The organism is Paracoccus aestuarii (genome assembly GCF_028553885.1).
GTDB classification, from domain to species: Bacteria; Pseudomonadota; Alphaproteobacteria; order Rhodobacterales; family Rhodobacteraceae; genus Paracoccus; species Paracoccus aestuarii.
Map to the genome: position 1 here is coordinate 2,128,126 of NZ_CP067169.1, position 14,012 is coordinate 2,142,137.

Sequence of the window (14,012 nt, forward strand, 5' to 3'; positions counted from 1 at the left end):
TCAGACTCCTTCGGTCAGGCGCAGCCGCACGGGCAGGCCGGGTTCGGATTGCTCCAGCCAGAAGCGGCGGATCAGGTTGCGCGCGACCGTGGCCCGGTATTCGGCGCTGGCGCGCATGTCGGTCATCGGCTGAAAGTCGCCCGTGATGGCGCGGGCGGCAGCATCAAAAGCAGCCTCGGCAAATGGCTGGCCCTCCAGCGCCGCTTCGGCCGCGCGGGCGCGTTTGGGCGTGCCGGCCATACCGCCGAAGGCCAGCCGGGCGGCGGTGATGGTGCCGTCCGCCACATCGACACGAATCCCCGCCGCCACCGCCGTGATGTCGCTGTCGCGGCGCTTGGTGATCTTGTAGGCGGCGATGCGCGCCTGGCGGTGGATGGGGATGACGATCTCCTCGACGAATTCGCCGGGATGGCGGTCCTGCTTGCCGTAGTCGATGAAGAAATCCTCCAGCGGCATCTCGCGGCGGTCCGCGCCCCGGCGCAACACGATCCGCGCATCCAGCGCGATCAGCAGGGGCGGCGTGTCTCCGATGGGCGATCCGTTGGCGATGTTGGCGCCGATGGTGCCCGCGTTCCGGACCTGCCAGCCGCCGATGCGCTGCCAGTATTCCGCCGCTTGCGGGATGTGGCGGGCGATCACCGGCGCGGCCTCGGAATAGGTGACGCCCGCGCCGAGGCGGATCACGTCGCCCTCGACCGAGATCTCCTTCATCAGATGGCCGATGAAGATGGCGGGGCTGATGTCGCGCATGAACTTCGTGACCCACAGGCCCACATCGGTGGCCCCCGCGACCAGCGTGGCCTGCGGCTCGTCGATCAGGGCGGCGGCCAGGTCGTCCGTATCCGCCGGGATCAGCGCCCGGTCCGCCCCGCGCGCGACGGTGATCCGCCCGCCCCGCATCGCGGCCAGCCGTTCGGCCACCGCCGCGCGTTCGCGGGCCAGCGCGTCCTGCGCCTGACCGCCCGCCGCGCCCGCGGCCTGGGCCGCGCGGATGATCGGCGCATAGCCGGTGCAGCGGCAGATATTGCCCTGCAGCGCGGTCTTGATCGCGGCCTCGTCCGCACCCGGATCGGTCATCCACAGACCGTAGAGCGCCATGACGATGCCCGGCGTGCAGAAGCCGCATTGGCTGCCATGGTGATCGACCATCGCAGCCTGGATCGGGTGCAGCCCGCCATCCGGGCCGCGCAGATGCTCGATCGTGACGATATGGGTCGCGTGACAGGACGCCATCAGCCGGATGCAGGCGTTGATCGGCTCATAGACCAGGCCATCCCCCGTCAGGCGGCCCGCCAGCACGGTGCAGGCGCCGCAATCGCCCTCGGCGCAGCCCTCCTTGGTGCCGGTCATGCGCCGCGTCAGGCGCAGATGGTCCAGCAGCGTATCCGATGCCCCCACCTCGGTCAGGGTCACAGGGGTGTCGTTCAGCAGAAACTGCAGCTGGGTCATGATGGCTTTCCTTGCATGGCGCCGATGCTAGGCCCGAACTTGCGGTCAGGAAATCGTCCGTGGCATAGAAGACTTTACACGAAACGTTGAAAGCGGGCCATCTCATGTCGTATCTGGAAAGCCTGCGGGTCTTCGTGCGTGTCGTCGAACTGGGCTCGATCACCGCCGGAGGCAGGGATCTGCGGCTTTCCCCGGCAGTTGCCTCGAACCGCATCAAGGATCTTGAAAATCGCTTCGGGCTGCGGCTGCTGAACCGCACCACCCGCAAGCTGACCCCAACCGAGATCGGGCGCGCCTTCTATGACCATGCCCGCCGCGTCATCGAGACCCTGGACGAGGCCGAGGCGCTGGTCAGCAGCTTTTCGGGCAAGCCCCAGGGGGTGATCCGGCTGACCGCGCCCCTGGGTCTGGGGCGGCGGCTGATCGCGCCGCTGATCCCGGGCTTCTGCGCCGACAATCCGGGGGTCGAGATCCGCCTGCGCCTGTCGGACCGCAACGTCAACATCGTCGAGGATGCGATCGACCTGGCCTTCTTTCTGGGCGAGCCCGCGGATTCGGCCCTGAAATGGCGCAAGATCGCGGATTGCCCGCGCCTGCTGGTCGCGGCGCCCGCCTATCTGGCGCGGGCGGGGATGCCCGCCGTGCCGGACGATCTGGCGGATCACAACTGCCTGCTGCTGCGCTATCCGCGATCCCCCGAATATTTCTGGGTGCTGCAGACCCCGGACGGGCCGCGAAAGCTGACCGTGGCGGGGCGGTTCGACACGGATGACGGCGATGTGCTGCGCGATTGGGCCTTGGCCGGGCATGGCATCGCGAACCGGCCGCTCTACGAGGTCGCGGCGGATCTGGCGCGCGGCGACCTGGTCGAGGTCATGCCCGACCACCGCCCCCTGCCCGCCCAATTCGGCTGCCTGACGCCGCATCGACGGCTGCAGGACCCCAAGGTGCGCATGTTCGCCGAATTCGCCGCGCGCGAGCTGCGCCCGCATTTCGGCGAAGCTGCAGTGGTAGGCCCGGCAGGACTTGAACCCGCAACCAAGGCGTTATGAGCGCCCTGCTCTGACCAATTGAGCTACAGGCCCCCGCAGCAGGGTCTGGGTAATGCGCGGGCGCGGTCAGGTCAAGCTTGGGCGTTGCCCCGAGGGCGGGCTTCGGCTATCGGGGGGCCGACATCAGCCGGGGGCCGCCATGACACAGAACGGGATCAGCTATCGCGATGCGGGCGTCGATATCGACGCCGGAAACGCGCTGGTCGAACGCATCAAGCCGGCCGCCGCCGCCACGCAGCGGCCCGGCGTCATGGATGCGCTCGGCGGCTTCGGCGCGCTGTTCGATCTGAAGGCCGCGGGCTATGACGACCCGATCCTGGTCGCGGCCACCGACGGCGTGGGCACCAAGCTGCGCATCGGCATCGACACGGGCCATCTGGACGGGCTGGGCCAGGACCTGGTCGCCATGTGCGTGAATGACCTGGTCTGCCAAGGGGCCGAGCCTTTGTTCTTCCTGGACTATTTCGCGACCGGCAAGCTGTCCGTCGACGAGGGCGCCCGCGTGGTCGAGGGCATTGCCCGCGGCTGCAAGGCCGCCGGCTGCGCCCTGATCGGCGGCGAGACGGCCGAGATGCCGGGCATGTATCACGACGGCGATTTCGACCTGGCGGGCTTCGCTGTGGGCGCGATGAACCGCGGCGCCTCTCTGCCCTCGGGCGTGGCGCAGGGCGACGTGCTGCTGGGCCTGGCCTCCGATGGGGTGCATTCCAACGGCTATTCGCTGGTCCGTAAGGTCGCCGAGCGCGCGGGCCTGGCCTGGTCCGACGCAGCCCCCTTTGCCGATGCGACCCTGGGCGAGGCGCTGCTGACGCCGACGCGCCTCTACGTCAAGCCCGCGCTGGCGGCGATCCGTTCGGGCGGCGTGCGTGCGCTGGCCCATATCACCGGCGGCGGGCTGACCGAGAACCTGCCCCGCGTCCTGCCCAAGGATCTGGGCGCCGATATCGACCTGGCCGCCTGGTCGCTGCCCCCGGTCTTCGCCTGGCTGGCCCAGGCTGGCGGGATCGACCAGCCCGAGATGCTCAAGACCTTCAACAGCGGCATCGGCATGATCCTGGTCGTCGCCCCCGACCGGGCCGAGGCGCTGGCCGCGCTGCTGGACGAGATGGGCGAGACGGTCCACCGCCTCGGCACCGTGACCCCGGGTGCGGGCATCCGCTATTCCGGCGCGCTTGCGTGAAACGCGTCGCCATCCTGATCTCGGGCGGGGGGTCGAACATGATCCGCCTCGTCGAGGACATGACCGGCGATCACCCCGCCCGTCCCGTGCTGGTGGCCTCGAACGACCCGCAGGCGGGCGGGCTGGCCCGCGCCGCCGATCTGGGCGTACCCATCGCCGCCGTCGATCACCGCGCCTTTCCGCGTGACCGCGCGGGGTTCGAGGCCGCGCTGTTGGAACCGCTGCTGGCGGCGCGCCCCGACATCATCTGCCTCGCGGGTTTCATGCGGATCCTGACGCCGGATTTCGTCCAGCGCTTCGCCGGGCGGATGCTCAACATCCACCCTTCTCTTTTGCCCAAATACCCAGGACTGGACACCCATGCCCGGGCCATCGCGGCGGGTGACGCTCAGGCGGGATGCACGGTCCACCTGGTCACACCGGAGCTGGATGCAGGGCCCGCCCTGGGCCAGGCGCGGGTGCCGGTCCTGCCGGGCGACGATGCCGCCAGCCTGGCCGCGCGGGTGCTGGTGCAGGAACACCGGCTCTATCCGGCGGTCCTGCGGCGCTTCGCCGCGGGCGACCGGACACCCGTGATCCTCTAGCCCCAGAGCTGCGCCAGCGCCGCTTGCGGGTCGTCCTGGGTCCAGATCTCGGCGCCGATGGCGATGAAGTCCGACACGGGCGACAGCTGGTTGATCAGCTCGCGCGTCAGCGCGCCTTCGGCGACGACGGGCACCTCGATCATCTCGGACCACCACTGGAACAGCTCCAGCTCGGCCGGCTCGTTGCGATAAAGCGCGCTGTCGCCCGCCGGGCCGAAGGACACGTAATCCGCCCCCGCCTCGGCCGCGTTCATCCCCTCGTGGCGCGACCCGCCGCAGAAGGCGCCGACGATCGCATCATCGCCCAATTCCTTGCGGGCGAAACGCACGGCCTTGGCCCCGTCGGTCAGATGCACCCCGTCCAAGCCATGGCGCAGGGCCAGCTTGACATGGTCGTCGATGACCACGGCCACGTCGCGGGCATGGGCGATCTCGCGCGCGAGGTCCGCCAGGCGGCCCAGCTCGTCCTCCTCGGCGCCGCCGCGGATGCGCAGGCAGGCGGTGGGAAAGCGGTCCATCACCTCGGTCAGGATCGGCCCCAGCACCGAGGCCTGGGCGCCGGCGGGGGTCATCAGATAGAGTTGCGGGGCGTCGGTCATGGCGGTCTCCTTTCTGTCGCAGATAGCGCAGCTTGCCCGCCGCCGCCAGACGGACTAGATCGCCCCCATGCAGATCGAACGCCAGCCCGTCATCATCCTCGTGCGCCCGCAGATGGGCGAGAACATCGGTGCCGCCGCGCGCGCCATGCTGAATTTCGGCCTGACCGAGATGCGGCTGGTCGAACCGCGCGACGGCTGGCCGAACCCCAAGGCCGTCGCCATGGCATCGGGCGCCGCGGGCCGCGTGCTGGACGCCGCGCGGGTCTACCCAACGCTGGCCGCCGCGATGGAGGGGATCGACTATGCCTATGCCACCACCGCGCGGGGGCGCGAGCTGACCAAGCCCGTCTTCACCCCCGCCACCGCCATGGCCCAGGCCCGCGCGCATGAGGGGCGCTCGGCGATCATCTTCGGTCCCGAACGCACGGGGCTGGAGAATGACGACATCGCGCGGGCCAACGCCATCGTGACGGTGCCGGTGAACCCCGATTTCCCGTCCCTGAACCTGGCCCAGGCCGTGCTGCTGATGGGCTATGAATACGGGCGCGAGATCCTGCCCCCGAACCCGCCCCCTGGCCCGCCGGTCCGAGGCCGAGACCCCCGCCGACCGCACCGAGATCGAGCGCTTGGGCGATCATTACGACGACCAGCTGTCGCAGGCGGGGTTCTTCTTTCCCGAAACCAAGGCCGCATCGATGCGGCTGAACATGCGCAACATGTGGGCGCGGCTGGCCTTGACCAAGGGCGATGTCCGCATCCTGCACGGCGTCCTGCGGCAGTTGACCCGCCGCTAGGCGCCCCCTAACCTCCGCCCGAAAAAGGAGCCCCGCGATGGCCAAGCGCCCTGTTTTCCAGGAAGTCTCGGACCCGACCGCAGCCCGTCCCGTCCAGACCACCGGCATGATCGACGCCCGCCCCCGCGGCGCGCGCCGTGCGATCCGGGCCTGGCTGGCGGTGCTGTTCCTGCTGGTCCTGGCGATGATCGTCGTGGGGGGCGCCACGCGCCTGACCGGGTCGGGCCTGTCCATCACCGAATGGCGGCCCGTGACCGGGGCCATCCCGCCCATGAACGCCGCCGATTGGGACCGGGAATTCGACCTCTACCGCCAGATCCCCCAGTATCAGGAGCTGAACCGCGGCATGTCGCTGTCGGAATTCCAGTTCATCTATTGGTGGGAATGGGGGCATCGCCTGCTGGGCCGCGTCGTGGGGCTGGTCTGGGCCCTGGGCTTCGTCTTCTTCTGGGCCACCTCGCGCATCCCCGCGGGCTGGACGCCGCGCCTCTTGGGCCTGGGCGCGCTTGGCGGGCTGCAGGGCGCGATCGGCTGGTGGATGGTCAGCTCCGGCCTGAACGAGGGGATGCTGCGCGTCGCCTCCTATCGCCTGGCCACGCATCTGGGCATCGCCTTCCTGATCCTGGGCCTGATCACCTGGTATGTCCTGCAGCTTTCGCGATCCGAGGCCGAGCTGATGCGGTCCCGCCGCGCGGGCGAGGCCAAGCTGTTCCGCATGTCCACCGGGTTGATGCACCTGACCTTCGTGCAGATCCTGCTGGGCGCGCTGGTCGCGGGGATCGATGCGGGCCGCACCTATACCGGCTGGCCCACCATGGGCGGGGAATGGATTCCCGCCGCCATCTGGGACGGCACCCTGGGCTGGCGCAACTTTTTCGAGAACCCGGCGCTGGTTCAGTGCATCCACCGCATGACCGGCTATCTGCTGGCGATCTTTGCGGTGGTCGTGTGGCTGCGGGCGCGCCGCTCGCCCCATCCGGTGACGCGCGGCGCCTTCGGCGTGATGATCGTCGCCATGGCCGCGCAGATCGGGCTGGGCATCCTGAACGTCATCCATGCCTCGCCGCTGCATCTGGCGCTGGCGCATCAGTTCGGCGCGGTGGTGCTGTTCGCGATGATCCTGCGGGCGCGGCACTACGCCCGCTATCCCATTGAAACCTCGATCCGAGGAGCGAGCCGATGACCGCCCTGACCGACCTGCTGGCCTTCCAGCGCCAGACCGAAGCCCTGTCCTCGATAGCCGAGCGCCTTGGCTGGGACCAGGAGACGGTGATGCCCCGCGGCGCCACCGACCAGCGCGCCGAGGAGATGGGCGCCATGGAGGAGGTCCTGCACGAGCGTCGCACCGATCCGCGCATCGGCGAATGGCTGGACCGCGCCGAGCCGCAGACCCCCGCCGACATCCGCGCCGTGGCCCTGATCGCGCGCGATTACGCCCGCACCAGCCGCATCCCCGCGCGTCTGGCCTCCGAACTGGCGCGGCTGACCTCGCTGGCCCAAGGCATCTGGGCCGAGGCCCGCGCCAAGGACGCGCCCGAGGATTTCCTGCCGACCCTGGACCAGGTCCTGATGCTGAAGCGCGAGGAGGCCGCCTGCCTGGCCGATGGCGGCGACCTCTATGACGCGCTCTTGGAGGATTACGAGCCCGGCATGACCGGCGCGCGTCTGGCGTCGCTGTTTGACGCGATGCGCCCGCGCCTGGTCGCGCTGCGCGACGACGTGCTGGGCGCGGACCAGCCGCAGGCCTTGACCGGCCATTTCCCGCAGGAGACCCAGCTGCGTCTGGCCCGCGCCTGCGCCACCGCCTTCGGCTATGACTGGTCGCGGGGGCGGATCGACCTGGCCGTGCATCCCTTCAGCTCCGGGCGCTGGCAGGACAGCCGCATCACCACGCGTGTGGTGGAGACCGATCCGTTCAACTGCCTCTATTCCACGATCCACGAGGTCGGCCATTCCAGCTATGAGCTGGGCATCGACCCCGATTACGCCTTCACCCCTCTGGGCCGCGGCGTGTCGATGGGCGTCCATGAAAGCCAGAGCCGCATCTACGAGAACCAGATGGGCCGGGGCCGCGCCTTCACCGGCTGGCTGTTCGAACGCATGTCCGAGGCCTTCGACGGGCTGAACATCGCCGATCCCGATGCCTTCTACGCCACCGTGAACCGCGTGACGCCGGGCTTTATCCGCACCGAATCCGACGAGGTCCAGTACAATCTGCATGTCATGCTGCGCTTCGATCTGGAACGCGACCTGATCTCGGGCCGGCTGGATACCGAGGACCTAGTCGGGGCCTGGAACGCCCGCTTCCTCAAGGATTTCGGCGTGGCGGTGGACCGCCCGGCCAATGGGCTGCTGCAGGATGTGCATTGGTCGGTGGGGCTGTTCGGCTATTTCCTGACCTATGCCTTGGGCAATGTCTATGCGGGCTGTCTGGACGGCGCGCTGCGGGCGGCGGTGCCGGATCTGGACACGGCGCTGGCGCGCGGCGATGCGACCCCCGGCACGGAATGGCTGCGCGAGAACCTGCAGCGCCATGGCGGGCTGATGCCCCCGACCGAGCTGATCGAGACCGCCTCGGGCGGCCCGATCAGCCCGGAGCCGCTGCTGGACTATCTGGAGACCAAGTTCCGCGGCATCTACGGGCTGTGACGCCGCGGGGCCATGTCAGATGATGGCATGGCGCACCCGGGCAGACACCCATTCCGACACGACCACGGTGCCCAGGATCACCAGGATGATCAGCGTCACCTGCGGCCAGGCCAGCACGTTCAGGCTGGCTTGCAGCTGCGATCCGATCCCGCCCGCGCCGACCAGCCCCAGGATCGCGCTTTCGCGGATGTTGATGTCCCACCGAAAGACCGAGATGCCGTAGAAGGTCGGCAGCACCTGCGGCACGATCCCGTAATTCAGCACCTGCAGGCGGCTGGCGCCGGTGGCGGTGACGGCCTCGATCTGGGTGACGTCCGTCTCCTCGATCGCCTCGTAGAGCAGCTTACCGATGAAACCGATCGAGCGGAACGCGATGGCCAGGATCCCCGCCAAGAGCCCCGGCCCCAGGATCGACACCAGCAGCAGCGCCCAGATCAGCGAGTTGATCGAGCGCGACGCCACGATCAGGAACAGCGCCACCGGCCGGGCGATCATCCGCGAGGGCGTGGTGTTCGACGCCGCCAGGAATGCCAGCGGCACGGCCAGCACGATGCCCAGGAGCGTGCCCAAGGTCGCGATGTTGATCGTGTCGATCAACGGCTGCCACAGACGCTCCAGATAGGACCAGCGCGGCGGCAGGGCGCGGCCGATCAGATCGGCGGCGGCATTGGGCGCGTCATAGACGAAGACCCACATCGTGCGTTTCGTCATCAGGTTCCAGCACCAGACGAAGAGCGCGACCAGCCCCAGCCACCCGGCCCAGAGCGCCAATTGCCCGCGCGGCGTGCGGTGACGCCAGGTTTCCGCATGGGTCATTTCAGCATCCTCCGCAGATGGCCCGAGGCATATTCCGCGATCATCACGATCACGATGATGATCAGCAGGATCGCCCCCGCGCTGTTATACTCATAGCGGTTCAGCGCCGTGTTCAGCGTGCCGCCGATGCCGCCCGCGCCCACGATCCCGATCACCGCCGATTCCCGGAAATTGATGTCCAGCCGATAGAGGCTGAGGCCCAGCAGGCGCGGCATCACCTGCGGCTGAACGGCATAGTTCACCACCTGCCACCAGCTGGCGCCGGTGGCACGCACGGCCTCGGCCTGGGCCTCGTCCATATCCTCGATATCCTCGGCCAGCAGCTTGGCGATGAACCCGATGGTGGCGAAGGTCAGCGTCAGGAACCCTGCAAACGCCCCGAAGCCGAAGAGGGCGACGAAGAAGATCGCCACGATGATCTCCTGCAGGGCCCGGCTGGCGGCGATGATGCTGCGACAGACCGCATAGACCCAACGCGGCGCCAGGTTGCGCGCCGCCCCCAGCCCGACGGGGATCGAGATCAGCACCCCCACCACGGTCGAGGTCAGCGTCATCGTCAGGCTCTCGACCAGCCCGGTCGAGATGTCGCGCCAGCGGGTGGTGAAATCGGGCTGCAGAAAGCCGCCGACGAAACGCGCGCCGCGCTCCCACCCCTCGGCCATGCGGGCCCAGTTCACGTCGACGCTGCCGATGGCCAGGATCAGATAGAGGATCGCGCCCACAGCCAAGATGATGCGCCACGGGCGCGACCGGATCATCTGTGGCGGGCGGGACCAGGTCGTGGGATGCGCCATCACAGCGCCTCCAGCAGGCGGTCGGCATCGGCGCGGGCCTGCGCCTCGTCCTCGGCATCGTCGGCTGCGCATTTCTGCATCGCGGCCCAGTCCTCGGCGCCGTAGATGCGGGTCAGCACGTCGTCGGTCAGCTGGGATGGCGGGCCGTCAAAGACCACGCGCCCGGCCTGAAGCCCGATGATCCGGTCGGCGAATTGCCGGGCCAGCAGCACGTCATGGATGTTGATGATCGCGGGCAGGGCGTCCTCGCGGCAGATCTCGGTGATCAGGCGCATGATCTGGCGGCTGGTGCGCGGGTCCAGGCTGGCCGTCGGCTCGTCGATCAGCAAAAGCTCCGGCTCCTGCTCCAGCGCGCGGGCGATGCCGACCCGCTGGCGCTGGCCGCCCGAGAGCGCATCGGCGCGCTTGTCCACATGCGCCGACAGGCCCACCCGGTCCAGCAGGCGATAGGCGCGCTGGATGTCCGCGCCCGGAAAGCGCCGCGTGAAGGACCGCCAAAAGGGCACATAGCCCAAGCGCCCCGACAGCACGTTCTCCATCACTGTCAGGCGTTCGACCAGGGCGTATTCCTGAAAGATCATCCCGATGCGCCGCCGCGCCCGACGCAGGTCGCGCGCATTGAGGCCCGTCACGTCCATGTCGTTCAGCATGACCCGGCCCGATGTCGGCTCGACCAGCCGGTTCAGGCAGCGGATCAGCGTCGATTTCCCCGCGCCCGACGGTCCGATCAGCCCGACCACCTGCCCCTTGGGCAGGTCGAAGGACACATCCGACAGAGCCTTGTCGCCGGTTTTGTAGGTCTTGGTCAGGTTCCGGATGCTCAGCATCGCCACCCCTTTCGCAAATGAGTTCGGGCGGGGTCATCCCCCGCCCGTCGCCCGAAGGCCGGTCGCGGATCAGTTGCAGTCGTAGCTGACGCCCATCGCCGCATCGATGTCGCGCACGACCGACCAATGCTCAGCAAAGGTGATCGGGATGAACTGCGATTCGCCCGATTTGCTGAACTCCTCCGCCAGCGAGGTGCCCTCCCAGTCAAAGCTGAAGAAGGCGTCGCGGATCGCCTCCTGCAGTTCGGGGGTCAGGTTATGGGCCGTGCCGTAGCCGGTCGTCGGGAAGGTCTCGGATTTGTAGATCGAGGTGATCTGATCCATCGACACCACGCCCCGGTCCACCATCCGCGTCAGCACCGAATTGGCGATGGCGGCGGCGTCATAGTCGCGGTTGGCGACGCCCAGGATCGAATTGTCATGCGCGCCCGAAAAGGCGGGGGTGAAGTCGGTGCCCGCTTCCATGTCGTATTCGGCGGCCAGCAGGGCCGAGGGCGCCTTGAAGCCGGAATTCGAGGTTTCCGAGGTGAAGGCCATGGTCTTGCCGCGGATATCCTCGACCGATGCGATGCCGCTTTCGGGATGCGTGATGAACTCCATCTCATAGCCGAAGCTGCCGTCATCGGCGGCCATCATCGCGAAGGGGCGAAAGCCCGCGCAGGCAATGGCCAGCGGGTTCGAGCCGGTGTTGAAGCCCGCGACATGCAGGCGGCCGGCGCGCATCGCCTCGATCTGGGCGGCGTTCGACTGGACGGGGAAGAACTGGACGGGCTTGCCGGTGACCTCTTCCATATGGGCGAGGAAGTCCGACCAGGCCTCGGCATAGACGGCGGGATCCTCGACCGGGGTATAGGCAAAGATCAGCTGGGCGGGATCGACCAGCTGGGCCGGATCGGTGGGGATGTCGGCCACCATGTCGCCGTCATCGTCGGTATAAGGCGCGTCCAGCTGGAAATCGGCGAAGGCTGCGGTGCCGGCAAAGGTGAAGGCGGCGGTGATCAACAGATGTTTCATGACGGGTCCCTTCCGTGAAGTCGAGGCCCGCCTAGCCTGCCCGGATGACAGCGGGGTGACGGTCGGATGTCAGTTCGGGGACGTTGCGCCCCCTGCGACAACCCGCCCCGCCCCGGTCACCCGGCCAGCGCCGCCACCAGCCGGTCGGCGAAGGCGCGTGTGCCCAACGGGCCGCCCATGTCGCCCGTGCGCCATTCGGGAACGGCGATGACGCGGGCCAGCGCGGCCTCGGTCCTGTCGGCGGCGGCGGTCAGGGCGGGATCGCCGCGCCGCTCGCCCAGCCAGCGCAGCAGCATGGCCGCCGATCCCACCAGCGATGCCGGGTTCGCCCGGTCCCGCCCCGCGATCGAGGGGGCCGATCCGTGCTGGGCCTGCGCCATTGCGTGATCCGTCCCCGCATTCAGCGACGCGGCCAGGCCGATGCTGCCCGCGATCTCGGTCGCCTGATCCGACAGGATGTCGCCGAACATGTTCGTCGTCACGATCGTGTCGAAGGCCGACGCGTCGCGGACCAGCAGCGCGGCCATCGCGTCGACCAGGACCTCCTCGACCGCGACATCGGGAAAGGCGCGGGCGACCTCGCGCGTGCAGGACAGGAACAGCCCGTCGGTGATGCGCAGCACATTGGCCTTGTGCACGACGGTCAGGCGGCCGCCGCGCTGGCGGGCGATGCGGAACCCGGCCTCGGCGATGCGCATCGACCCTTGGCGGGTGACCTTGCGCATGGCGATGGCGACATCCTCGGTCGGCATGAATTCCCCGGTGCCCGCGACCATGGTGCGGTCGGCATAGAAGCCTTCGGTATTCTCGCGCACGATGACCAGATCGACGGGCACGCCGCAGCGGGCCGGGAAATCCGGATGCGATTTCGCGGGCCGGATATTTGCGAACAGGTCCAGATGCTTGCGCAGATGGCCGGACGGGTTGATCCCGCCCCGATCCGCTGGCGGATAGTCATTGTGCGAGACCGGCCCCAGGATCACCCCATCCGCCGCCCGCGCCCGGTCCAGCAGCCCGTCGGGAAAGGTCGTGCCCGCGGCGGCCAGCGGGCGCAGGCCGACCTGGGCCTCCTCCAGCCGCAGGGGCAGGTCCAGCGCCTGCAGGACGCGGGTCGTGGCGCGGGTGATCTCGGGGCTGATGCCGTCGCCGTCGAGGATCAGCAGGTGGATCGGGTCGGTCATGGGCGGTTCCTGGGGCTGCGGGCGCGGCGGCCCGGTTTCGGGGGCGGCTTGACCCCCATGAATCGGGCGACAATGGGCGCGCCGGTGATGACGACGACGATCCGCGTCAGGTGATGCAGCACGACGAAGCCCAGATCGGCGCCAACGACGATGGCCATAACGGTCAGCTCGGCTTGGCCGCCCGGGGCGAAGGCCAGAAACCCCTCCAGCGGGCGGGCAAGGCCGGTCAGCACCACGAATTCGGTGAAGGCCGCCGCCAGCACCGCCAGGATCAGCACGAAGGCCAGGCCCGACAGCACGAAGACGCGCAGCTCGCGCAGGGTGACGCCGACGTAATGGACGCCGATGCCGATGCCGATGAACAGCTGGGCCAGCATGATCGCCTCGGCCGGGGGGCGCTGCGTGATGATGCCCGCCAGGGACAGCGCGCCGGTGGTGATCATCGGCCCCAGGATCGAGGCGCCGAAAAGGCCCACCGCCTCGCCCCCCTTCCAGCCGACAAGCGCGGCGGCGACCATCCAGGCCAGCTGGTCCCATCCGATGCTGGACAGGGGCGCGCCCATCGACCCCGACAGGGGCGCGTCATAGAGCCAGACCAGGATCATCGGCGCCAGCGTCACCAGCACCGCGACCCGCGTGACATGGATCAGCGACAGGGCGCGGACATCGGCCCCCGCCTCCTGCCCGAAGACGACCATGTCCTGCAACCCCCCCGGCATCGCGGCGTAATAGGACGTCGCCGGATCGAAGCCGAGCCTGCGAAAGAACGGCACCCCGACCAGCCCGATGATCAGGACATAGAGGGGGACCAAGGCGACGCTCATCGCCATCTGGGGGATCTGGCCGACCACGGCGGGGGTGATCGAGGCGCCCACCGCCACCCCCAGGATCGTGCGCGCGCCGACCGAGATCTGGCCCAGCCCGCGCAGCCGCGCCCCCATCAGCGCCGCGACCAGGCAAAAGGCCATCGGCCCGAACAAAAACGGCAGCGGCAGGCCCATCGCGTGAAAGACCCCCGCCCCGGCCAAGGCCAGCAGGACGGTTCCGATCCGGGGCAGAAGGGCGTGGCGCAT

Annotated in this window: 13 protein-coding genes, 1 tRNA gene and 1 pseudogene; 6 read left to right on the forward strand and 9 right to left on the reverse strand. The window is 68.9% G+C overall.

Going from position 1 to position 14,012, the window contains the following annotated elements:
- A complete protein-coding gene (gene xdhA / locus JHW48_RS10835) occupies positions 1–1,449 on the reverse strand; it encodes a xanthine dehydrogenase small subunit (protein WP_119887345.1) in 1,449 nt (482 codons plus the stop codon).
- A 104-nt stretch (positions 1,450–1,553) separates the two neighbouring features.
- Here xdhA and JHW48_RS10840 point away from each other — a divergent pair, with 104 nt between their 5' ends.
- Entirely contained in the window at positions 1,554–2,501 is a 948-nt protein-coding gene (locus JHW48_RS10840; protein WP_119887351.1) for a LysR family transcriptional regulator, read from the forward strand.
- Here JHW48_RS10840 and JHW48_RS10845 read toward each other — a convergent pair.
- Positions 2,458–2,534, reverse strand: a tRNA-Ile gene (locus JHW48_RS10845). The two genes, JHW48_RS10840 and JHW48_RS10845, sit on opposite strands and share 44 nt — an antisense overlap.
- Before the next feature lie 106 nt (positions 2,535–2,640).
- Here JHW48_RS10845 and purM point away from each other — a divergent pair.
- Both purM and purN read left to right on the forward strand, forming a co-directional pair.
- A complete protein-coding gene (purM, locus tag JHW48_RS10850; protein ID WP_119887344.1) occupies positions 2,641–3,681 on the forward strand; it encodes a phosphoribosylformylglycinamidine cyclo-ligase in 1,041 nt (346 codons plus the stop codon).
- Complete coding sequence (gene purN / locus JHW48_RS10855) at positions 3,678–4,265, forward strand: phosphoribosylglycinamide formyltransferase (RefSeq protein ID WP_119887343.1); 588 nt, start codon at positions 3,678–3,680, stop codon at positions 4,263–4,265. The genes purM and purN overlap by 4 nt, the downstream gene beginning before the upstream one ends.
- On the opposite strand, the gene JHW48_RS10860 is transcribed toward purN, so the two are convergent.
- Positions 4,262–4,864, reverse strand: a complete 603-nt coding sequence (locus tag JHW48_RS10860; RefSeq protein ID WP_119887342.1) for a thiamine phosphate synthase — start codon at positions 4,862–4,864, stop codon at positions 4,262–4,264. The genes purN and JHW48_RS10860 overlap by 4 nt on opposite strands.
- A gap of 73 nt (positions 4,865–4,937) precedes the next feature.
- On the opposite strand from JHW48_RS10860, the pseudogene JHW48_RS10865 reads away from it, so the two are divergent.
- The 3 genes and pseudogenes from JHW48_RS10865 to JHW48_RS10875 all read left to right on the forward strand — a co-directional run bounded on the left by JHW48_RS10865 (position 4,938) and on the right by JHW48_RS10875 (position 8,307).
- Positions 4,938–5,658, forward strand: a pseudogene (locus JHW48_RS10865) (RNA methyltransferase).
- A 37-nt stretch (positions 5,659–5,695) separates the two neighbouring features.
- Positions 5,696–6,841: a heme A synthase gene (gene ctaA, locus JHW48_RS10870; protein WP_119885573.1), complete on the forward strand. Its 1,146-nt coding sequence runs from the start codon at positions 5,696–5,698 to the stop codon at positions 6,839–6,841.
- Positions 6,838–8,307 carry a carboxypeptidase M32 gene (locus tag JHW48_RS10875; protein WP_119885572.1) on the forward strand — a complete coding sequence of 490 codons (1,470 nt, stop codon included), beginning with the start codon at positions 6,838–6,840 and terminating at the stop codon, positions 8,305–8,307. The genes ctaA and JHW48_RS10875 overlap by 4 nt, the downstream gene beginning before the upstream one ends.
- A gap of 15 nt (positions 8,308–8,322) precedes the next feature.
- On the opposite strand, the gene phnE (JHW48_RS10880) is transcribed toward JHW48_RS10875, so the two are convergent.
- The 6 genes from phnE (JHW48_RS10880) to JHW48_RS10905 form a co-directional block, all read right to left on the reverse strand.
- Positions 8,323–9,123, reverse strand: a complete 801-nt coding sequence (gene phnE, locus JHW48_RS10880; protein WP_119885571.1) for a phosphonate ABC transporter, permease protein PhnE — start codon at positions 9,121–9,123, stop codon at positions 8,323–8,325.
- Positions 9,120–9,917 carry a phosphonate ABC transporter, permease protein PhnE gene (gene phnE, locus JHW48_RS10885; protein WP_119885570.1) on the reverse strand — a complete coding sequence of 266 codons (798 nt, stop codon included), beginning with the start codon at positions 9,915–9,917 and terminating at the stop codon, positions 9,120–9,122. The genes phnE (JHW48_RS10880) and phnE (JHW48_RS10885) overlap by 4 nt, the downstream gene beginning before the upstream one ends.
- Positions 9,917–10,744 carry a phosphonate ABC transporter ATP-binding protein gene (gene phnC, locus JHW48_RS10890; RefSeq protein WP_119885569.1) on the reverse strand — a complete coding sequence of 276 codons (828 nt, stop codon included), beginning with the start codon at positions 10,742–10,744 and terminating at the stop codon, positions 9,917–9,919. Before phnC ends, phnE (JHW48_RS10885) begins: the two co-directional genes overlap by 1 nt.
- 69 nt (positions 10,745–10,813) lie before the next feature.
- Entirely contained in the window at positions 10,814–11,758 is a 945-nt protein-coding gene (gene phnD / locus JHW48_RS10895; RefSeq protein WP_119885568.1) for a phosphate/phosphite/phosphonate ABC transporter substrate-binding protein, read from the reverse strand.
- 116 nt (positions 11,759–11,874) lie between these two features.
- Positions 11,875–12,939, reverse strand: coding sequence for an isocitrate/isopropylmalate dehydrogenase family protein (locus JHW48_RS10900; RefSeq protein WP_119885567.1), 1,065 nt, complete (start codon positions 12,937–12,939; stop codon positions 11,875–11,877).
- Positions 12,936–14,012, reverse strand: coding sequence for an AbrB family transcriptional regulator (locus JHW48_RS10905; protein ID WP_119885566.1), 1,077 nt, complete (start codon positions 14,010–14,012; stop codon positions 12,936–12,938). The genes JHW48_RS10900 and JHW48_RS10905 overlap by 4 nt, the downstream gene beginning before the upstream one ends.